Source organism: Microbacterium sp. YJN-G (assembly GCF_015040615.1).
Classification (GTDB): Bacteria; Actinomycetota; Actinomycetes; order Actinomycetales; family Microbacteriaceae; genus Microbacterium.
Genome location: NZ_CP060402.1, coordinates 1545505 through 1564700, shown reverse-complemented (window position 1 = coordinate 1564700; position 19196 = coordinate 1545505). Strand labels below are relative to the sequence as shown.

The following is a 19196-nucleotide window of genomic DNA, read 5'->3' as shown; positions in this document are numbered from 1 at the left end:
CGTGCTCCCCTCGTTCACGCGGACTGCTGCAGACGCACCATATTGCCAGCCGGGTCACGGAACGCGCAGTCCCGGATGCCGTACGGCTGGTCGATCGGCTCCTGGACGACGTCGGCGCCCTTCGCCTCGATCTCGGCGAAGGCCGCATCGACATCCGGCGTCGACAGCACGATCCCGCCGTAGCTGCCCTTCGCCATCAGCTCGAGGATCATCGAGCGCTCGGCGTCATTGATGCCGGGATCCACCGCCGGCGGTGTGAGCACGATCGCGGTGTCGGGCTGTCCGGCGGGGCCGACGGTGATCCAGCGCATCTGCTGGTGACCGACATCCTTTCGGACCTCGAAGCCGAGCACGTCGCGGTAGAAGCCGAGCGAGGCCTCGGCATCGGTGTGGGGAAGGAAACTCGCGTTGATCGTGATGTCCATGCCGGCGACGCTACCGGTCGCCGCCGACGTGCGCTTCTCGATTCCTGATCGGTCGGGTCGCCTGCTTCTCCAGCCACGACGGGATGCCGGGCCCCAGGCCGTGTGAGCGGCGGTACCGGCTCGGCGGCACGCCCACGAGCTCGGTGAAGCGCGTGCTGAACGTCCCCAGCGAAGAGAACCCGACCTCGAAGCAGACGTCGGTGACCGACTGATCGCCGCGCCGCAGCAGAGCCATGGCGCGTTCGATCCGGCGCGTCATGAGATATGAGTACGGGGACTCGCCGTAGACCTGCCGGAATCGGCGGCTCAGGTGCCCGGCCGACATGTGAGCACCGCGCGCCAGGTCTTCGACGTCGAGCGGTCGCGCGTACTCGCGGTCGATGCGATCCCGCACGCGGCGCAGAGCGGTCAGCTCTCGCAGTCGGTCTTCATGATCGGCGGGACGGGTCACCTTCCGATCGTGGCACGACCGCGCCGGCCCCTCCACCCCCGCGCGGCTCTGACCGCCGGACCCTGCACCGCTGCGCCGACCCTGTCCGCCTGCGCTCGGAGCCGATACGCTGACCCACGACTCCCGGTGCTCTCGGAAAGGAGCCCACGATGACCGATCGATCCCCTGCGATGCGGACCTTCATCGCCGCAGCCCGCACGACGCTCGCCGTGTCGGGCGCGGTCATGCTGCTGCTCGGCGTATTCATCCTGCTCTGGCCGGCGAAGACCGCGATGCTGTTCGCGGGCATCATCGCCGCCTACTTCGTCATCCAGGGGCTGGCCTACATCGGCGCGGGCGTATTCTCCCGCAGCAGCGGTGGAGGGTCGCGCACCGGTCACGTGCTGCTGGGCGTCGTCTACATCGTCGGCGGTCTGCTGGCGTTCGTGAACCTCTTCGCGTTCACCGCGACGCTCGTGCTGTTCTTCGGGATCATGCTCGGGATCACCTGGATCATCGAGGGGGTCGTCGCGCTGTCGCTGCTGCGGCACTCGCAGTCGAGGATCTGGACGATGGCGTACGCGGTCCTCGGCATCGTCGCGGGGATCGTGCTGCTGTTCTCGCCGTTCTACGTCGCCGTCTTCTGGTGGCTGACCGGCGTGGCGCTCGTCGCCCTCGGTGCGCTGCAGCTGGTTCGCGCGCTCACGCTGCGCCAGGATGCGGTCGCCGCAGCATCCGATATCCCCGCCGACGCCTACTGAGGTCATGTGAGACGGAAGGGGCGGCTCGTGGCATCCACGAGCCGCCCCTTCCGTCTCACATGCTCACTCGGTGGCGAAGTCCGAGGTGTCGCCGACCAGGCGGGTGTTGTCGGCCGGCACCGGGTCGACCGCTGCCTGGGCGACCTCAGCGGCGAACTCCGACACGTTGTAGAGCTTGCCGGCCGACTCGCGACGTCCGGCGATCGCACCGGGATTCGCGCGCTCGAGAAGCGTGGCAGTGATGGTGCCCTCGATCATGTCGCCGGAGACGACAGTGAAGCCGATGCCCTTGGCCGCAAGGCCCGGGATCAGCTCGCGCAGGGCGTCCTCACCGGCGCGCTTGGACTTCGCGACCGGCTCGTACTCGGGCATCGTCGGGGTCGTGCGGATGAAGTGCGCCTGGTGGCTCGTGACGAACACCACGCGCGCCCCCTCGCCCAGGAGCGGCTCGGCGGCCTTGAGCGCGCCGACCTGCGCATCGCGGTTCAGGGTGAGCGCGTAGTCCTCCTCCATGCCCGACTCCATGCCGCCGGATGCATTGAGCACGAGCACGTCGAGGCGTCCGAACTCGGTGCGGACGGTGTCGAACATCGCGGCCAGCGAGTCGGGGTCCGTGAGGTCCGCACCGACGACGAGCACACGGCGGCCCAGCCCGCGCAGTTCGTTCGCGAGCTTCTCGGCGCGGGGCGCCTTGTTGCGGAAGTTGATGACGACGTCCGCGCCGGCCTCGGCGAAGTAGCGGACGGTGTCGGCGCCGATGCCTCGAGACGACCCGGTGACGAGCGCCACCTTGCCGTCGAGGGATCCGGCAGGGAGAACCTGGGTCATTCCTGACTCCTCGTGATGCGCGGAAGATCGCGGGGAACGCGACCTCCCAACCCTACAACGCATGCACCGCCGATCCCCCGTCGCAGCCGCGTGGTAGGTTGACCGCAGGGAGGGCGCATGGACGGTTTCGAGGCAATCCTCACCGGCGTCGAGCAGTGGGCGTGGATCGGCTGGCTGGTGCTGATCGCCGTGTTCCTCGTCATCGAGATGCTCACCCTCGACTTCACCTTCCTGATGCTCTCGTTCGGCAGTGCCATCGGACTCGTCACCGACCTGCTCGGGCTCCCGGTGTGGGCGCAGGTGATCATCGCCGGCGCGGCGGCCACCGTGTTCATCTTCTTCCTGCGACCACCGCTGCTGCATCGCCTGCGACGCGGCGAGGATCCCACGAAGTCGAACGTCGAAGCGCTGATCGACCTGCGCGGAACCGCGCTGCAGGACATCACCCAGATCTCGGGTCAGGTCAAGCTCAGCAACGGCGACACCTGGACCGCGCGCAGCGCCGACGGCAGCCCGATCATCCAGGGCAGCCGCGTCGCCGTCGCAGCGATCAACGGCGCCACCGCCATCGTCCGCCCCGTCACCGAACAGGAGCACTGATGGACGACACCTCGTTCATTCCCACCGCGATCGCCTGGATCCTGGCGATCGCCGTCATCATCTTCGTGCTCGTCACGATCGCACGCTCGATCCGCATCATCCCGCAGGCGACGGCCGGCATCGTCGAGCGCCTGGGCCGGTATCACAAGACCCTCGCCCCCGGCCTGAACATCCTGGTGCCGTTCATCGACCGGCTCCGCCCGCTGATCGACATGCGCGAGCAGGTCGTATCGTTCCCGCCGCAGCCCGTGATCACCGAGGACAACCTCGTCGTCTCGATCGACACGGTGGTGTACTTCCAGGTGACGGATGCCAGGGCCGCGACCTACGAGATCGCGAACTACCTCGGCGCGGTCGAGCAGCTCACCACGACCACCCTCCGCAACGTCGTCGGCGGCCTGAACCTGGAAGAGGCGCTGACCAGCCGCGACGAGATCAATGGACAGCTGCGCGTCGTCCTCGACGAGGCGACCGGCAAGTGGGGCATCCGCGTCTCGCGCGTCGAGCTGAAGGCGATCGACCCGCCCGTGTCCATCCAGGACTCCATGGAGAAGCAGATGCGCGCCGAGCGCGACCGTCGCGCGGCGATCCTGACGGCAGAGGGGTCGAAGCAGTCGCAGATCCTCGAGGCCGAGGGGCAGCGGCAGGCGGCCATCCTGAAGGCCGAGGGCGACAAGCAGGCTGCCGTGCTGCGGGCGCAGGGTGAGGCCGAGGCCATCCAGAACGTGTTCAGTGCCATCCACCAGGGCCAGCCGGATGACAAGCTGCTCGCCTACCAGTACCTGCAGATGCTGCCGAAGATCAGCGAGAGCCAGTCCAGCAAGCTGTGGATCATCCCGAGCGAGCTGACCGAGGCGCTCAAGGGCATCGGCACGGCGTTCACGCCCCGCCCGGGTTCGGCATCCGCCGACCGAGACGCGTGACGCACCCGTACTTCGAGGGCGCGCGCCATGCGCGCGTACTCGCCCACCGCGGACTGGTGCCCGCAGCCGGCGAACCGGCCCTGTGGGAGAACACCGCAGGGGCCTTCGCGGCAGCGCAGGCAGCGGGCGCGGAGTTCATCGAGACCGACTGCCAGGTGACGGCAGACGGTGACGTCGTGCTCTTCCACGACGACACCCTGGAGCGCCTCACCGGAGATCCGCGCGCGATCTCACAGGTGCGTACGGCCGAGCTCGAGAGCATCTTCGCCGATCACGGCGGCCTGCTCACGGTCGCCGCGGCACTCGATGCCTTCCCCGACGTGCGGTTCAACATCGACGTCAAGACCATGACTGCGGCTGAGCCGATCGGCGCGCTGATCGCCGAACACACCCACCGTGTCCTGATCACCAGCTTCTCCGACGCCAACCGCCTGGCCGCACTCGAGTCCGTCATGCGCGCCGGGGCGGCGCTCCGGCCCGCCACATCGGGCGGACGCTCCACGATCCTCTCGTTGCGCACGCTGTCCGCCCTGCGCCTCTCCCCCGCACGTGCACTCAGGGCCATCGACGCTGTGCAGATCCCCGAGCGCCACTCCGGCATCCCGATCGTCACGCCGGCCCTGATCCGTGCCGCCCACCGGCACGGCGTCGAGGTGCACGTCTGGACGATCAACGACGTCGACGACATGCGCCGCCTGCTCGACGCCGGTGTGGACGGCATCGTCACCGATCGCGCCGATCTGGCGCTGAAGACGGTCTGACCGCCGGGCACGCCTCGCTGCGGGTGACGGAGCCCTGGGATTCCCCTGTGAGTTCCTGCGGGAACTCGCCGCTGTGGATGAAGCGCACAGGCGCGACCGTTATACCTGACAGCGACGAGAGGACCACACAATGGCAGACCGCAGTCTTCGCGGCATCCGACTGGGTGCCCAGAGCCTTCAGAGCGAAGAGGGCGTCGTGTTCATGGAACGCCGCGCAACGAGCTACACGTGCGACGTGTGCGGCCACGAGACGACCCTGATGTTCGCAGCCGATGCCGAGGCCCCGCAGACGTGGGAGTGCCGCAACTGCGGCGCCGAAGCACGCCTGCAGGTCGACGGTGCACCGGTTCAGCTCGAGAACACCGACGAGAAGGCAGCACGCACCCACTGGGACATGCTGCTCGAGCGTCGTACCCGTGAGGAGCTCGAGGAGCTTCTCGCCGAGCGCCTCGCCTACGTCCGCGCGCGCCGCGGGGCAGGCGACGACCCCACCCGCGAGCGCATCGGCGCCTGAATCAGCGCCGCCGCCGCGCGACCACGCCGGCGGCGATCAGCACCGCCGGGCCCCCGAACAGCAGCGCGAGTTGCACCCACGGGCCCAGCACCACCCCCGCCGTGAGGCCGGAGCGCAGTTCGACATCCTCGATCAGCGCCCCGGCCTCATCGGCGTCCAGGGACGAGATCGTCGAACCGTCGGGGCGCATGATCTGGCTCGTGCCGACGGTCGACACGTTCACCACACTGCGGCCCGTCTCGATCGCCCGCATCCGCGCGAACGCGAGCTGCTGCAGATTCTCGTCGGTGCCGCGGAAGTCGGCGTTGTTCGTCTGGAAGACCAGCACCTGCGCGCCGCCCTGCACACCTTCGCGGATCACCTCGTCGTAGATCACGTCGAAGCAGATGGCCAGACCGACGCCGATGCCGTCGACGTCGACGACCGGCGGATTCGTCCCGGGCGTGTACTCGCGCTGCAGCAGGCCGATCAGGTCCGGTACCAGCGCGTTGAAGAACGCGCGGTCGGGCACGTACTCACCGAACGGCACCGGATGCCGCTTGTCGTGCAGCTGCCCTGACCAGCCGTCCTCGGTCCAGAGGAACGACGTGTTGAAGATGTCCTCGCCGCGCTCAGTCGCGGTGTTGGCGAGCAGCGGCGCGTCCAGCGATGCCGCGACGCGGGTGAGCCGGCGCACCGTCGCCTGATCCTGGAAGGGGTCGTAGTCGACGCCGCCCTCGGGCCAGACGATCAGGTCGACGTCCTGTCCCTCGATCGCCTCGGATGCCGTCGTCTGCGCCTTGATCACACCGTACGGGGTGCGCTCGTCGAAATATCCGGTGGGCCCGTTGCCCTGCACCGCGGCGATGCGCATGGTGCCGGCGGATGCCGTCGGGAACAGCGGGACGAAGAGCAGTGCGAGCATGACAGCCGCGAACGGTGCCAGCGTGACCGGACGGGTCCACGCCCGCAGCCTCACGATCTCGATGAGCAGGGCGACCGCGAGCACCATGAAGAAGCTCAGGCCGCTCACGCCGACCCACGATGCGACCGGTGCGAACGGTCCTTCCGCCTGGGTCATGCCGAGTCGTGCCCACGGGAACCCGCCGTAGGGCCAGTTGCCGAGGAACAGCTCGTGAACGGTCCACAGCGCCGCCACGACGACGGGCAGCACCAGCAGCCGGCCCCGCGGCCACGCGCGGGGCACCCAGCGGTACGCCAGCGCGACGGGCAGAAATGCGACGGCCGTCAGCACACCCTCGACCACGGTCAGCGCCGCCCACGGGATCGGACCGAGGTAGCGGGCGGTCCATGCCACCAGCAGCGCGAAGAAGATCAGGCCGTAGACCGAGCCGACCAGCAGTGCCGACCCGAGCCGGCGTCCGTCGAGTGCGACCAGCAGCAGGGCGACCGCCACGGGCGCGAGGATCCACACCGCCGCTGCGGGGAAGGCGAGGTACATGAACAGCGCGGCCGTGCCGGCCAGACCGATCGCGATCCACAGCGGCACCAGCGGGCGCGCCGGAGCCGGTGTGATCTCACCTGCCACAGTCACACGCCCGCGTATGCGACGATCCCCCGGCGCACACCGTCCAGTGCGCGTCGAGCGGTGCGGGCGAGTTCGTCGTCCTCCGAGACGATGGAGAGCTGATCGAGCAGGTCGATCGTCTGCTTGGCCCAGCGGACGAAGTCGCCGGCGGCCATGTCGGCGTCGATCAGCACGCGATCCAGTGCTGCCCCGCGAGCCCAGGAGTGCATCGCCGCCGCCAGACCGGGCGCGAGCGGCTCGGTGCGCGGCAGGGAGTACTCGTGCTCGATCTCGTCCAACTCGGCCCACAGGCGGATGGTGGCGTCGTAGGCGATCCGGAACGCCCCGCGCGGCAGACCCCGCTCCCCCGCGTTCTGCTCGTCACGGCGGGGCTCGTACACCAGGCAGCTGGCCATGGCTGCGAGCGAGGGTGCGTCGAGGTTGCGCCACAGGTGCTGCCGTAGCGACTCCGCCACGAGCAGGTCGCGCTCACCGTAGATGCGGCGCATGGTGCGGCCCGCTTCGGTCAGGGCGAGATCGTCGCCCTCCCCCTCGATGTAGCCCACGACCTGCAGCACGTCGATGACGCGGTCGAAGATGCGCGCGACCGTGCCCGTGCGGTTCTCGATCTGCTTGCGAAGGCGATCGGTGTCGCGCTTGAGGCGGAAGTACCGCTCCGCCCAGCGCGCGTGCGCCTCACGGTCGGGGCAGTTGTGGCAGCCGTGCCGCTGCATGCGGTTGCGCAGCGACTGGATCTTGCGCAGCCGCTTCTCGCGCACGGCGCGCGGGCCGCCGGCATCCCGCCGGTTCTTCTTCTCCAGATCGCTGAGCTCGCGGCGGATCGCCGCGTAGTCCATGAAGTCGCCGTGTTCGCACTGCATCGACTTGAGGTAGCCGGCCAGCGACTCCTCGGCATCCTTGACCTTCTTGGCGAGTCCGACGACGGCGCGGTCGGCCTGGAACTGGGCGAAGGACGATTCGAGGATCTCGCGAGCCTGCGAGCGGCCGAACCTGTCGAGCAGGTTCACCGCCATGTTGTAGGTCGGCCGGAAGCTGGAGTTGAGCGGGTAGGTGCGACGGGATGCCAGTGCGGCTACCGCCTGCGGATCCATCCCCTCCGTCCACTGCACCACGGCGTGGCCCTCCACGTCGATGCCGCGCCGGCCGGCGCGCCCGGTGAGCTGGGTGTACTCGCCCGAGGTGATCGCGACGCGTGCCTCGCCGTTGAACTTCTCCATCTTCTCGAGCACGACGGTGCGGGCCGGCATGTTGATGCCGAGGGCGAGGGTCTCTGTGGCGAAGACGACTTTGACGAGCTTGCGCTGGAAGAGCTCCTCGACGACCTCCTTGAACGCGGGCAACAGCCCCGCGTGGTGCGAGGCCACACCGCGTTCGAGGTTGTCGCGCCACTCCCAGAACCCGAGCACGTCGAGGTCCTCGTCCTGCAGGGATCGGGTGCGCTCGGTGACGATCTCGCGGATCTCGTCACGTTCCTGCGGGGAGGTGAGGCGGATGCCGGAGCGGCGCACCTGCTGCACCGCGGCGTCGCAGCCGACCCGGCTGAAGATGAAGAAGATCGCCGGGAGCAGGTTCGAGCGTTCGAGCAGCTGCACGACGTCGGGGCGGTCCATCCGCTCGACCCGGCGGGCGTTCGCCGCCCGGACCGGTCGGCGGCCACCGCGCGGGGGCCGCTGCGCCTGCCTGCCTGCGTGCCGCTCACTGCGGTACTCCTGCGCGCGACGGTTGTCGTCGTAGCGGGAGCCGGTGAAGGAGCGGATGCGGAACAGCTCCTGGTTGACCTGGGCGGTGGCGATGCCGGCGCGGTCATCGAACAGCGGCAGCAGGTCGTCGCGCACCAGCACGTGCTGCTCCAGCGGCACAGGGCGGGTCTCCGAGACGATGACGTCGGTGTCGCCGCGGACGGTGTCGAGCCAGTCGCCGAACTCCTCGGCGTTCGACACGGTGGCGCTCAGCGAGATCAGACGCACGTTCTGTGGCAGATGCAGGATGACCTCTTCCCACACCGGGCCGCGGAAGCGGTCGGCGAGGTAGTGCACCTCGTCCATGACAACGTAGCGCAGGCCCCGCAGAGCATCGGAGTCGGCATAGAGCATGTTGCGCAGCACCTCGGTGGTCATCACCACGATGCGTGCGTTGCCGTTGATGTTGGTGTCGCCGGTGAGCAGCCCGACCTGGTCCGGGCCGTACACGTCGACCAGTTCTCGGAACTTCTGGTTCGACAGCGCCTTCATCGGCGTCGTGTAGAAGGCCTTGTCCGAGCCGCTCTGCATCGCGAGATGGATGGCGAACTCGCCGACGATGGTCTTGCCCGCGCCGGTCGGTGCGGCCACCAGGACGCTGCGCCCGTCCTCGAGCGACTGGCAGGCCTCGATCTGGAACGGATCCAGGTCGAACTTCTGCCGTGCCGCGAACGCCTGGGTCTGAGGATGCTGCGCCGCCGTGCGCGCTGCGGCGTAGCGCTCAGCGGGGGTGCTCATGCCACCGGGTGGTCGGGATCGAGGCCGGCGGCGACCTGCTTCTTGCGCTTGCGGCGGTCGAGCAGCAGAGACAGGCCTGCGGCGGCGAAGTAGAGGACGACCAGCATGCCCGCCAGCAGCAGCATGCTGACCACGTCAGCCGCCGGAGTGGCCAGGGCCGCGAACGTCGTCGCTATCAGCACGGCGACGCGCCAGCCCCTGAGGATCGCCTGTCCGGAGAGGATCCCGGCGAAGTTCAATGCGACCAGCAGCACCGGGAGGACGAATGCGACACCGATGACCATCATCATCTTGAATACGAAGTCGTAGTAATACTTCGCGGTGTAGAGATTCGTCGCCCCTTCGGGGGTGAACGTCGCCATGAGCTCGATGATGTGCGGCACGATCAGCGTGCCGACGTAGCACCCTGCGAAGAACAGCGGCAGCGCCGCCCCGAGGAAACCGAGCGTGTACTTGATCTCCTTGCGCGTGAGCCCCGGCATGATGAACGCCCAGATCTGCCACATCCAGACGGGCGCCGACAGGAACACACCGATCGAGAACGCCATGCGCATGCGCAGGTCGAACGGCGAGGTCACCGAGTCGAATGTGAGCGCCACCAACTGCTCGCTGTTCTCAGCGACATGATTGATCGGCTCGGTGATGAACGCGATGATCGGGTCGGTGACGATGAACGCGACGATCATCCCGGCGAGCAGCCCTGCTGCCGAGATCATCAGCCTCTTGCGAAACTCCCGGAGGTGCTCACCGAGCGACATCCGCCGCTCAGTCCGAGATTCTCGTCCTTTCGCGGCGCTGGAATCTACCGCCACCACGGAACTCAGACTGTGCGATCGGGACCGGAGGTGGTGTCGGGTGAGCCGTCCGCCTCGTTGGACACAGTGGTGTTCTTCGAAGCGTCGGCCTGGTCCTCTTCACGCATGGCCTTCATCTCGCCCTTGAAGACGCGGGCGGACTGTCCCATGCTCTTCGCCAGCGCAGGCAGCTTCGCCGCGCCGAACAGCAGCAGGATGACGAGGAGGAGGATAACCAGGTGCCATCCGTTGAGACCAGCGAACATTCGGAACTCCTAAGTCGAGGGATTCGGTTCAGTCTACCCGGGCCGAACCGGACCGGGGGAAGTCGTAGAGGTCGAGTCCTGCAGCCGCCCAGCTGCGCGTCGTGGAGCGCGCCAGCGGCGGGTCGAGCACCTCGAGCGCGCCTCCGAAACGGCCCGCGATCCGCTTGATCCCGCGAGGGTCGGCCATGCCGATCCGCAGCGTGACCTCGCCGTCCTCGCGCGAGATCTCCTCGTGCGGGAAGGCGCCCAGCAGCGGGATGAGCCGTTCGGGCAGCCGGACCGTCACGTGGCCGTCGGCGGCATCCTGGCCGAACTCGGCGGGCACCGCGGCATCCGCGTGGGTGATCGGGATGTCGGTGAGGTGCGCCTCACTGACCCGGTCGAGGTGGAAGGTGCGCATCGCCTTTCGCAGGTGGCACCAGCCCTGCAGGTACCACTGTCCGTTGGTGATGAGGATCTGCGTGGGGTCGACGGTGCGTGTCGTGGGCTCGGCATCCGGTGCCTGATAGCGGAACGCCACCGCGACCCGGTCGTGCAGGGCGCGGGAGACGACGTCCTGCACCTCGGTGACGGCGAGCGGGGCGACCACGAGGTCGGGCGGGGCGTCGGCGGAGCCGCGCGAGAGCTTCGCGATCAGGCCGGCGACCAGTCCCGAGTCGGCGACGGCGGGCACCGCCTGCACCATCTGCAGCCCCGCGAGCAGCGCCGCCGCCTCGCGGGCGGTGAAGCGCGGCACCCGTCGCAGGGCGACGTCGTTGGTGATCTCGATGATGTCGTGCTCGTCGAGCAGGTCCCAGTCGATGTCGAACATCTCCTGCGGCAGCTGCCAGTACCCCGAGTCACCGGGCAGGCCGATGACGGTGAGCTTCTCGACCATCGTCCGCATCTGGCGCGGCGTCACCCCGAACTCGGCAGCCGCTTCGTCGAGAGTGACCTGGCCGCGCTCGAGCAGGTACGGCACGAGGGTGAGGTAGAGCCGCACGCGGTCGGCGGCCAGGAGCGGAGCGGATGCCGCGGTCATCGGGCACCTCCGGCGTCGGAGTGCGCGGCGATGATCGCCTGCAGCCGTTCGATCACGCTGTCGCGCAGATCCGCGGGCTCGACGACGCGCACCTCAGGTCCGTACGTGGCGAGCTCGTCGGCGAAGATGTGCCGGTCGACATACGGCACGCGCATGCCCTGCGTCGCCGGGGTGGCGCGCCGCCCGAGGCGCAGCGCGGCCTCGGTGCCGGGCGTCACCTCCAGCAGGGCGGTCTGCGCCTGCGCGACGGCGGCGAGACCAGCCAGAGCACGATCGGTGGCGCCGTCGCGCAGCGCGGCGTCGAACGTCTGCCCGGTGACCTTCACGTCGCTGACGATGCGGCTGAGCAGGAAGGTGCGCTCAGCATCGGCATCCACATCGATGCCGAACAGGTGCCACCGCGCCTCGTACTCGACCAGGGCCAGCGGACGCACCCGACGCCGGGTGCATTCCTTCTCCCCCGGCTTCAGATAGTCGAAGACGACGACACGGCCGCGGTCGATGCCCTCCTGCAGCGACGGGAACGCCGCGTCGCGCACGGTGATGCGCGGCGCGAAGCCGATGATCGGCTCATCGCCGTCGATGCCCAGTGCGCGGATCTTGCGCACCCCGGACTGCGCGTCGGACGACACCGACTCGCTGCTCCAGACGCTGCCGGCCAGGCGCAGCACCGCCAGTTCGGCATCCGTGAACTCGATGTCGGAGGGCAGGTCGTAGTCGGCCTGCGGGATGCGGTACCGCGCCTCGCGCAGATCCTGCGGGTCGGTCGGGTCGCCGATGGTCTCGATGGGCATCCCCAGCGCCCGCAGCTCGTCCTTGTCACGCTCGAACATCTTCTCGAGCGCATCCGCCTTGACACCGGCCTCGATGCGCTGACGGTACCCGGAGACGTTCTCCAGGATCTGCTGCTTGGTCAGGCCGATCTCCGTGGACATGAGCGCCACGACGAGATTCGTCAGGCGCTCCTCAGCGGGGATCTGCGATGGGGTCATCCGTTGATCAGCTCCGCAGGGACGATCCCCAGCACGTCGACGACGTAGGCGGTCGCGTCGCCGGAGTCGTCGGGAACGACGACCATAAGCTGCGATCCGACCGTCGCATCGGCGACCGCGGCCATCACGGGCTCGGGCAGCGGGTCGGCCTGGAACACCACGGGTCCGTCCCACGACGTGCTGGTCACCGTGCGGTCGCTCCACTTCACGGCCGTGTAGTGGATCATCGCGCGCCCGTCGCCCACCTTCGGGCCCTCACCCGCGATGAGGGTCTGATCGACGGTCTCGGCGGGCACGCCGCCGTCCGGGATGATGACGCCGGGCCGGCCGTCGGATGCGCGCACCACACTCGGCAGGCCGCTCGCGCCGTTGAAGACGTCGCGACCCTGGGCCTTCGCCAGTGCCGCGTACTGGATGTCGTAGACCACGACGAGGCTCTGCCTCTCGCCGAGACCGACCTGCGAGGCCAGTCCCTCCGGGAGATCCGTCGCCGGGACCGCCACGGCGACGCGGCTGCCCTCGGTGGCGCACTCGAGCGCGTCCTGGCTGCCCGGTACCTGCTCGGCGGCGGTTTCGGGGCTCCACACACCCACCGCGGAATCGATCTGCTGGCCGGTCGCACCGTTGAGCACGACCCGGGTCATGATGAGGCTCTGGTCGGCATCCGACACGACGGGACCGTCGCCGACGACGAGGTCGTCGTACACGGCCTTGCCCGTGGCCACCGGAGAGGTGACGCTCACGTCGGGCGTGCCGATCTCACCCGAGACCTTCAGGGAGTCTTCGAGCGTGGCGGAGTCGGCGCGCTCACACGCCTCCGCAGTTCCGGATGCGGTGGAGCATCCGGTCAGAACGAGGGCGGACAGGGCGAGAGCCGAGAAGGCTGCGGTCGTCTTACGCACGCGCCCCAGTCTATTCCGAAGCCGTGTCACCCTCGCGCGAAGCCGCTGCGGCCCGCGCGCCGCCCGCCGCCTTCTGCGCCTCGCGCACCCGCTTGCGCAGGTTCTTGTCGGTGATCTCGCGGTCTCCGACCGCACCGGGGGTCCACAGCTCGACGTCCTCGTCGCCGTAGCTCGACTTCGACGCGCGCCGCCGCACCTCGGGCGGGATCGCGCCGGGTGCGAGCCGGCGGGCGGTGAGAAGGAACCCGGTGTGGGCGACCATCCGGTGGTCGGGGCGCACGGCGAGCCCTTCGACGTGCCAGCCGCGCACCATCGTCTCGGAGGCGTCCGGCTCGGTGAACAGCCCGGTGCCGCGGATGTATTCCGCGACGCGGGAGAGCTGGGTGGCGGTGGCGATGTAGCAGATCACCACGCCGCCGGGCGTGAGAGCGTCTGCGACGACGTCGATGCACTCCCACGGTGCCAGCATGTCGAGCACGACCCGGTCGACGGTGCCCTGCGGGAACTGCGCGGGAAGCTCCTCGGCGAGGTCTCCCACCACGACCTCCCAGGTCGCCGGCGACTCGCCGAAGAAGGTCTCGACGTTCGCCCTGGCCACCTCGGCGAAGTCGTCACGGCGCTCGAACGAGGTCAGCCGGCCCTCGGCGCCGATGGCGCGCAGCAAAGCGAGCGACAGCGCCCCGGAGCCCACGCCCGCCTCGACGACGACCGCACCCGGGAAGATGTCGGCCTGCATGACGATCTGAGCCGAGTCCTTCGGGTACACGATCGCCGCGCCGCGCGGCATCGACATCGCGAAGTCCCGCAGCAGGGGACGCAGGGCGAGGTAGTCGTGCCCGGAGCTGTTGGTGGCCACCGAACCGTCGGGCTGGCCGATCAGGTCGCTGTGCCTGAGCACGCCGTGATGGGTGTGCAGCTCGCCGTCGGCGCGGAGCGTGATCGTGTGCAGGCGGCCCTTCGGGCCGGTCAGCTGCACCCGGTCGCCCTCACGGAACGGACCGCTGGGTCGTTTCGCGTTCATCGTGTGCTCTCCTTCGCGAAGCGGCTGTGCAGATCCCGGATGTCGTCGGTGAGCCTGCCGTCCAGGGTCGGCCACAGCTCGTGCGCGTCCGAACCGTCCAGGGAGATGATGTGCGGCACGCCGAGCGTGACGGCACCGGATGCCCGTCCGGCGCGGACGCCGGTCAGCGAGTCCTCGATGACGACCGCGTCGAGGATGTCGACGCCCAGCAGCTCGGCGGCGTGCAGATACGGCTCGGGGAACGGCTTGGGGCGGGCGACCTCGTCGCCGCCGAGCACCAGGTCGAACGCGGTGAAGTCGATGAGGGAGACGACGTCGAGGGCCATCCGCTTCATGGACATCGTCACCAGCGCCGTGGGGATGCCCTGCTCACGCAGGTCGGCCAGCAGCTCACGCGCGCCCGGCCGGAACGGCACCCCGTCCGCACGCAGCCGCGCGGCCACCTCGTCGGTCAGGTGGTCGACGATGGCCTCGGGCGCCATGTCGACGCCGTAGCGCTGCAGGATCAGCGCGCTGTCGATCAGGCCGCTGCCGACGAGCTGAAGGGCGTCCTCATGGCTCCAGGTGCCGCCGTACGACTGGACGAGCGCCGTCTCGGCGTCCATCCAGTAGGGCTCGGTGTCGACGAGTGTTCCATCCATGTCCCACAGGACCGCGCTGGGCTTGCTGCTCACTGAACCCATGCTAGCCGGGACCGCCACCCCGTCTCCTCCGAGGACGACTAGCCTGGAGGGATCCCCTCGGGGTGGACAGGAAGGGGTCCGGTGGACGTTCTCGGCTCACGCATCATCGTCGCGGCCTTCGATGGCTGGAACGACGCCGGCGAAGCCGCCAGCGGTGCCATCGCGGCGCTGCGCGGCGCCGTCGACTACGAGCGGGTGCATTCCGTGGACCCCGAGCTGTACTTCGACTACCAATACACACGCCCCTCCACCCGGATGGACCTCACAGGCCGGCGGGAGCTGCAGTGGCCGGAGGCGACGCTGTGGCGGCCTGCGGCGCCGGTGACGGGCCCGGAACTGTGGCTGCTCACGGGCTCCGAGCCTGCACGCGCCTGGCAGGCGTTCGCCACGGAGTTCATCGACGTGGCGCTGCGTGACGATGTGACCGGTTTCATCACCCTCGGGGCGATGCTCTCGGATGTGCCGCACACGCGGCCGATCTCGGTCTTCGCCGCCAGCCAGAACGAGCGGGTGCGAGAGGCGCACGGTCTCGAGAAGTCGACCTACGAGGGCCCGGTCGGCATCCTCAGCGTCTTCGAGCACTTCGCCGAGCGGGCCGAGATCCCGGCGGCGAGCCTCTGGGCGAGCGTGCCGCACTATGTGGCATCCGCCGCGCCCTCCCCGAAGGCGACGCTCGCGCTGCTCGACCGCCTCGAGGAACTCACCGGTGTGGGTCCCGCCCGTGAGCATCTGCGCACCGAGGCGGCCGCCTGGGAGGCGTCGATCGATGCGGCTGCGGCGGATGACGAGGACATGACGGAGTACATCCGCCAGCTCGAGCGCACTCGGGACACCTGGGACTCCCCTGATGCGTCGGGGGATGCCATCGCCCAGGCCTTCGAGCGCTACCTGCGCCGCCGCGGCGACGGACCCGACAAGCGCTGATCGGCTGCCGGCCCCGCACCGCGGGCGCGATCGGCCGTCAGAGCGCCGGGATGACCCCGGTGGTGAGCAGCACGATGATCACCACGCCCAGCAGGACGCGGTAGATCACGAACGGCAGGAAGCTGCGGCGGGAGATCCAGTTCATGAAGAACGCGATCACCCCGAGGGCGACGACGAAGGCGATGCCCGTCGCGGCGAAGGTCTCACCGAGCGTGAAGTACTGCTGCGCGTCGCCGCCGTGCTTGAACAGCTGGTAGAAGCCGCTGCCGAAGACCGCGGGGATCGCGAGCAGGAACGCGTACCGCGCCGCGGCCGCACGCTCGTACCCCAGGAACAGACCCATCGTGATGGTTCCGCCCGAGCGCGATACGCCGGGGACGAGGGCAAGCGCCTGGGCGAACCCGTAGGCGACGCCGTGCGGGTAGGTCAGATCGTTCAGGCGCCGCTTCTTCGCACCCACGTAGTCGGCGATGCCGAGCAGCACGCCGAAGACGATCAGCATGATCGCGACGACCCAGAGCGATCGCAGCACGGTCTCGATGTCGTCCTGGAACAGCAGGCCCAGCACGACGATCGGGATGCTGCCGAGGATGATCAGCCATCCCATCCGAGCATCCGGGTCGGAGCGCGGCACCTTGCCGCTCAGCGAACGGAACCACTGGCCGATGATCCGGACGATGTCGCGCCAGAAGAACACCACGACCGCGGCCTCGGTGCCGATCTGGGTGATCGCGGTGAATGCCGCGCCCGGGTCCTCGCCGGACGGCAGCAGCGCGCCGGCGATGCGCAGGTGCGCGCTAGAGGAGATCGGGAGGAACTCGGTGAGTCCCTGGAGCACGCCGAGGAAGAGGGCTTCGAGCAGATTCATGCGGTGCTTTCTGAGGATCGTGCGCCGTCGTCGCGGGACCGGATGCCGGTCAGCACGAGCGCAGCAGGTCGGTCAGCACCCGCTGACCGAAGACAAGCGATTCTACGGGGACGCGCTCGTCGACTCCGTGGAACATGCCTGTGAAGTCGAGATCGGCGGGCAGCCGCAGGGGCGCGAACCCGTAGCCGGTGATGCCGATCGAGGCCAGCGACTTGTTGTCGGTGCCCGCTCCGAGCAGGTACGGGATCACCGGCACGCCGGGGTCGTGGCGGCCGAGGGCGGCGACCATGGCGTCGACGAGATCGCCTTCGAACGGCGTCTCCATGCCGATGTCGCGCACGACGGTCTGGATCTCGATGTCGTCGCCCACGATGCGCTGCAGCTCGGCGAGCACGTCGTCCTCGGTGCCGGGGATGACGCGCACATCGATGAGGGCGGTGGCGGTCTCGGGGATCACGTTGTGCTTGTAGCCGGCCTCGAGCACGGTCGGGTTCGCCGTCGTCCGGAATGTGGAGCGCAGGAACGCCTCGGCGGGGCCCGCGGCCGCAGCCAGGGCGTCGGGGTCGTCGACCGGGCGTCCGGTGAGGTCGCTGAGGCCTTCCAGCAGCGCCTTCGTGGTCGGGGTGAGCCGGATCGGCCAGCGCGTGCGCCCGATCGCCGCGACCGCCTCAGCGAGACGGGTGACGGCGTTCTGCTCGTGGAAGCGGCTGCCGTGCCCGGCGCGGCCCTTGGCGACCAGTCGCAGCCACAGCAGGGCCTTCTCCCCCACCTGCAGCAGATAGGCGCGCCGGTCGTCGACCGTGATCGAGTACCCGCCGACCTCGCTGATCGCCTCGGTCGCTCCGGAGAACCACTCCGGGCGGTCGCGCACGACCAGCGCGGAGCCCTCGACGCCGCCGTTCTCCTCGTCGGCGAAGAAGGCGAGGATCAGGTCGCGGTCGGGCTGCTCCCCCGCCCGTAGCATCTCGGCGACGGAGGCGAGGATCATCGCATCCATGTTCTTCATGTCGACCGCGCCGCGGCCCCACAGCATCCCGTCGCGGATGAGGCCCTCGAACGGGTCGACGCTCCAGTCCTCCGCCATGGCGGGGACGACGTCGAGATGACCGTGCACGACCAGCGCCGAACGATCGGGGTTGCGACCAGGTACGCGCGCCATCACGTTGGTGCGGCGCGGGATGGGCTCGTAGTACTCGGGCACGAGTCCGATGGACTCCAGGAAGGCTCCGACGTACTCGGCGGCCTCACGTTCGCCGTTGGCTCGTCCACCTCCGAAGTTCGTGGTGTCGATGCGGATCAGATCCCGCGCGATCGCGACGACCTCGGGCAGTGACGACTCGGACATGCTCCCAGGCTATCGAAGGCCCGTGCGGGCTCTCTCTCCACGAGCCACGCCCGGGTGTCGCCCCGGTTCGTGACACCGTTCCGACCGTGCTAGAGTCATTCTTCGGTCGGCAACGACATTCATCACCTGCGCGGGTGGCGGAATAGGTAGACGCGCTAGCTTGAGGTGCTAGTGCCCGAATAGGGCGTGGGGGTTCAAGTCCCCCCTCGCGCACACGAATGAAATGGCCCCTGACCTGGGATTCTATCTCTCGGGTCGGGGGCCATTCGTGTTGGAAGTGCTAGAAAAAGTGCTAAGCGCGGATCCGGAAGGATCGTAAGACGCCAACGACGGTGACATTCAGGGCTTCCTCGGGCTGAGGTGGAGATTTGTCCTTCGCGCGTTGAAGGGGCGGTTCATCGGCTCGTCCCCTGCGCGTGGTGCAGGTCACGGTGCCATGCGTAGACATGTGACGGTGTCGAGCCCCGGTGCGAGTGCGACCGCTGTGCTGGGGTCGGTTGTTTCCTGGAGTTTTCTGCGGCGCGCGCGGGTTTGGTTGAACCTGTGAGGCGTACATGTTGGGGGCGTAACGTCGGGTTATGGATACGCAGACACGAACGAGCGGTGCAGATACCGCAACGCTGGGCCTGGGATCGGTGCTGGTGGGTTCGTTGCCTGCGGCGCTGATGACTGATGAGGCCCCGGATCGTTACACGGTGGAGGCGGTGTTCACGCGCCGCCCCGAACGGGACGAGATCACGGAGATCCTGGGGAGCGAGACGCGCGAACGTCTCGCGAAGGCAGGGTACTCGACTGTCGAGGTGACGATCTCGGATCGTCGCTTGGAGATCGCGAACACGAATCTTGAGGAGTTGCGCGACGGTCTCGGCGGCGTGCTCGCTGACCGCCTGGCGGAGATCAGCGAGGGTGTCCGTGCGAAGCAGGATGCGGCGGCGGTCCGGTTCCGCGAGGCGGCTGCAGGTGAGCATGACAGAGCGGCCTCTGTCGCGGCTCTCGCGGAGTCGGTGACGTTCCGCACCTCCGAGACACGAGTGCCTGAGCCGGATCGGCGTGTCGCGGCGACCGACGATCGTGCCCGTATCGACGACTGGACTGACGAGGGTGGTCACGGGCGTTGATGGCGTCCGTGGCCG

21 protein-coding genes and 1 tRNA gene are annotated in these 19196 nt (G+C 68.8%); 8 read left to right on the top strand and 14 right to left on the bottom strand.

The window, feature by feature from the left end:
* Nucleotides 1-14: 14 nt before the first annotated feature.
* Nucleotides 15-425 (bottom strand): VOC family protein, encoded by a 411-nt coding sequence (locus H7694_RS07375; RefSeq protein WP_193598862.1) that lies wholly within the window; start codon nt 423-425, stop codon nt 15-17.
* 10 nt (nt 426-435) lie between these two features.
* Nucleotides 436-876 carry a helix-turn-helix transcriptional regulator gene (locus H7694_RS07370; RefSeq protein WP_193598861.1) on the bottom strand — a complete coding sequence of 147 codons (441 nt, stop codon included), beginning with the start codon at nt 874-876 and terminating at the stop codon, nt 436-438.
* A 149-nt stretch (nt 877-1025) separates the two neighbouring features.
* Here H7694_RS07370 and H7694_RS07365 point away from each other — a divergent pair, with 149 nt between their 5' ends.
* On the top strand, nt 1026-1616 hold the full coding sequence (locus tag H7694_RS07365) for an HdeD family acid-resistance protein (protein WP_193598860.1): 591 nt from the start codon (nt 1026-1028) through the stop codon (nt 1614-1616).
* Between the two features lie 63 nt (nt 1617-1679).
* Here the strand turns inward: H7694_RS07365 and H7694_RS07360 are convergent, their stop codons facing one another.
* Nucleotides 1680-2444, bottom strand: a complete 765-nt coding sequence (locus H7694_RS07360) for an SDR family oxidoreductase (protein ID WP_193598859.1) — start codon at nt 2442-2444, stop codon at nt 1680-1682.
* Nucleotides 2445-2561: 117 nt separating this feature from the next.
* On the opposite strand from H7694_RS07360, the gene H7694_RS07355 reads away from it, so the two are divergent.
* From H7694_RS07355 to H7694_RS07340, 4 genes are all read left to right on the top strand, one after another.
* On the top strand, nt 2562-3044 hold the full coding sequence (locus H7694_RS07355; protein ID WP_193598858.1) for an NfeD family protein: 483 nt from the start codon (nt 2562-2564) through the stop codon (nt 3042-3044).
* A complete protein-coding gene (locus H7694_RS07350) occupies nt 3044-3967 on the top strand; it encodes an SPFH domain-containing protein (protein ID WP_193598857.1) in 924 nt (307 codons plus the stop codon). The genes H7694_RS07355 and H7694_RS07350 overlap by 1 nt, the downstream gene beginning before the upstream one ends.
* Complete coding sequence (locus H7694_RS07345) at nt 3964-4728, top strand: glycerophosphodiester phosphodiesterase family protein (protein ID WP_193598856.1); 765 nt, start codon at nt 3964-3966, stop codon at nt 4726-4728. Before H7694_RS07350 ends, H7694_RS07345 begins: the two co-directional genes overlap by 4 nt.
* Before the next feature lie 130 nt (nt 4729-4858).
* Nucleotides 4859-5242, top strand: a complete 384-nt coding sequence (locus H7694_RS07340) for an RNA polymerase-binding protein RbpA (RefSeq protein WP_193598855.1) — start codon at nt 4859-4861, stop codon at nt 5240-5242.
* Between the two features lies 1 nt (nt 5243).
* Here the strand turns inward: H7694_RS07340 and lnt are convergent, their stop codons facing one another.
* The 9 genes from lnt to H7694_RS07295 form a co-directional block, all read right to left on the bottom strand.
* The gene (lnt, locus tag H7694_RS07335) at nt 5244-6683 is read right to left on the bottom strand and encodes an apolipoprotein N-acyltransferase (protein ID WP_193599119.1); all 1440 of its coding nucleotides are present in this window, start codon (nt 6681-6683) and stop codon (nt 5244-5246) included.
* Between the two features lie 89 nt (nt 6684-6772).
* Complete coding sequence (locus tag H7694_RS07330; protein ID WP_193598854.1) at nt 6773-9247, bottom strand: DEAD/DEAH box helicase; 2475 nt, start codon at nt 9245-9247, stop codon at nt 6773-6775.
* On the bottom strand, nt 9244-10005 hold the full coding sequence (gene tatC, locus H7694_RS07325; protein ID WP_193598853.1) for a twin-arginine translocase subunit TatC: 762 nt from the start codon (nt 10003-10005) through the stop codon (nt 9244-9246). The genes H7694_RS07330 and tatC overlap by 4 nt, the downstream gene beginning before the upstream one ends.
* A 62-nt stretch (nt 10006-10067) precedes the next feature.
* Nucleotides 10068-10307 (bottom strand): Sec-independent protein translocase subunit TatA, encoded by a 240-nt coding sequence (gene tatA, locus H7694_RS07320; protein ID WP_193598852.1) that lies wholly within the window; start codon nt 10305-10307, stop codon nt 10068-10070.
* 28 nt (nt 10308-10335) lie between these two features.
* A complete protein-coding gene (locus H7694_RS07315) occupies nt 10336-11328 on the bottom strand; it encodes a helix-turn-helix transcriptional regulator (protein ID WP_193598851.1) in 993 nt (330 codons plus the stop codon).
* Nucleotides 11325-12320, bottom strand: a complete 996-nt coding sequence (locus H7694_RS07310; protein WP_193598850.1) for a helix-turn-helix transcriptional regulator — start codon at nt 12318-12320, stop codon at nt 11325-11327. The genes H7694_RS07315 and H7694_RS07310 overlap by 4 nt, the downstream gene beginning before the upstream one ends.
* Complete coding sequence (locus H7694_RS07305; RefSeq protein ID WP_193598849.1) at nt 12317-13222, bottom strand: hypothetical protein; 906 nt, start codon at nt 13220-13222, stop codon at nt 12317-12319. The genes H7694_RS07310 and H7694_RS07305 overlap by 4 nt, the downstream gene beginning before the upstream one ends.
* A gap of 10 nt (nt 13223-13232) precedes the next feature.
* Nucleotides 13233-14243 (bottom strand): tRNA (adenine-N1)-methyltransferase, encoded by a 1011-nt coding sequence (locus tag H7694_RS07300; protein WP_193598848.1) that lies wholly within the window; start codon nt 14241-14243, stop codon nt 13233-13235.
* Nucleotides 14240-14926, bottom strand: coding sequence for an HAD family hydrolase (locus tag H7694_RS07295; RefSeq protein WP_227468379.1), 687 nt, complete (start codon nt 14924-14926; stop codon nt 14240-14242). The genes H7694_RS07300 and H7694_RS07295 overlap by 4 nt, the downstream gene beginning before the upstream one ends.
* 81 nt (nt 14927-15007) lie before the next feature.
* On the opposite strand from H7694_RS07295, the gene H7694_RS07290 reads away from it, so the two are divergent.
* Complete coding sequence (locus tag H7694_RS07290) at nt 15008-15850, top strand: PAC2 family protein (protein WP_193598847.1); 843 nt, start codon at nt 15008-15010, stop codon at nt 15848-15850.
* Between the two features lie 37 nt (nt 15851-15887).
* On the opposite strand, the gene H7694_RS07285 is transcribed toward H7694_RS07290, so the two are convergent.
* Complete coding sequence (locus tag H7694_RS07285; RefSeq protein WP_193598846.1) at nt 15888-16718, bottom strand: undecaprenyl-diphosphate phosphatase; 831 nt, start codon at nt 16716-16718, stop codon at nt 15888-15890.
* A 49-nt stretch (nt 16719-16767) separates the two neighbouring features.
* The gene (locus H7694_RS07280) at nt 16768-18063 is read right to left on the bottom strand and encodes a M20/M25/M40 family metallo-hydrolase (protein WP_193598845.1); all 1296 of its coding nucleotides are present in this window, start codon (nt 18061-18063) and stop codon (nt 16768-16770) included.
* Nucleotides 18064-18191: 128 nt separating this feature from the next.
* On the opposite strand from H7694_RS07280, the gene H7694_RS07275 reads away from it, so the two are divergent.
* Both H7694_RS07275 and H7694_RS07270 read left to right on the top strand, forming a co-directional pair.
* Nucleotides 18192-18276, top strand: a tRNA-Leu gene (locus tag H7694_RS07275).
* Nucleotides 18277-18728: 452 nt separating this feature from the next.
* On the top strand, nt 18729-19181 hold the full coding sequence (locus H7694_RS07270; protein WP_227468335.1) for a hypothetical protein: 453 nt from the start codon (nt 18729-18731) through the stop codon (nt 19179-19181).
* Nucleotides 19182-19196: the final 15 nt, after the last annotated feature.

Coding starts and splice junctions, on each gene's coding strand:
- H7694_RS07375 (WP_193598862.1), bottom strand. CDS start 425: ATGGACATCACGATCAACGCGAGTTTCCTTCCCCACACCGATGCCGAG.
- H7694_RS07365 (WP_193598860.1), top strand. CDS start 1,026: ATGACCGATCGATCCCCTGCGATGCGGACCTTCATCGCCGCAGCCCGC.
- H7694_RS07360 (WP_193598859.1), bottom strand. CDS start 2,444: ATGACCCAGGTTCTCCCTGCCGGATCCCTCGACGGCAAGGTGGCGCTC.
- H7694_RS07355 (WP_193598858.1), top strand. CDS start 2,562: ATGGACGGTTTCGAGGCAATCCTCACCGGCGTCGAGCAGTGGGCGTGG.
- H7694_RS07350 (WP_193598857.1), top strand. CDS start 3,044: ATGGACGACACCTCGTTCATTCCCACCGCGATCGCCTGGATCCTGGCG.
- H7694_RS07340 (WP_193598855.1), top strand. CDS start 4,859: ATGGCAGACCGCAGTCTTCGCGGCATCCGACTGGGTGCCCAGAGCCTT.
- lnt (WP_193599119.1), bottom strand. CDS start 6,683: ATGTACCTCGCCTTCCCCGCAGCGGCGGTGTGGATCCTCGCGCCCGTG.
- H7694_RS07330 (WP_193598854.1), bottom strand. CDS start 9,247: ATGAGCACCCCCGCTGAGCGCTACGCCGCAGCGCGCACGGCGGCGCAG.
- tatC (WP_193598853.1), bottom strand. CDS start 10,005: ATGTCGCTCGGTGAGCACCTCCGGGAGTTTCGCAAGAGGCTGATGATC.
- tatA (WP_193598852.1), bottom strand. CDS start 10,307: ATGTTCGCTGGTCTCAACGGATGGCACCTGGTTATCCTCCTCCTCGTC.
- H7694_RS07315 (WP_193598851.1), bottom strand. CDS start 11,328: ATGACCGCGGCATCCGCTCCGCTCCTGGCCGCCGACCGCGTGCGGCTC.
- H7694_RS07310 (WP_193598850.1), bottom strand. CDS start 12,320: ATGACCCCATCGCAGATCCCCGCTGAGGAGCGCCTGACGAATCTCGTC.
- H7694_RS07300 (WP_193598848.1), bottom strand. CDS start 14,243: ATGAACGCGAAACGACCCAGCGGTCCGTTCCGTGAGGGCGACCGGGTG.
- H7694_RS07295 (WP_227468379.1), bottom strand. CDS start 14,926: ATGGGTTCAGTGAGCAGCAAGCCCAGCGCGGTCCTGTGGGACATGGAT.
- H7694_RS07285 (WP_193598846.1), bottom strand. CDS start 16,718: ATGAATCTGCTCGAAGCCCTCTTCCTCGGCGTGCTCCAGGGACTCACC.
- H7694_RS07280 (WP_193598845.1), bottom strand. CDS start 18,063: ATGTCCGAGTCGTCACTGCCCGAGGTCGTCGCGATCGCGCGGGATCTG.
- H7694_RS07270 (WP_227468335.1), top strand. CDS start 18,729: ATGACTGATGAGGCCCCGGATCGTTACACGGTGGAGGCGGTGTTCACG.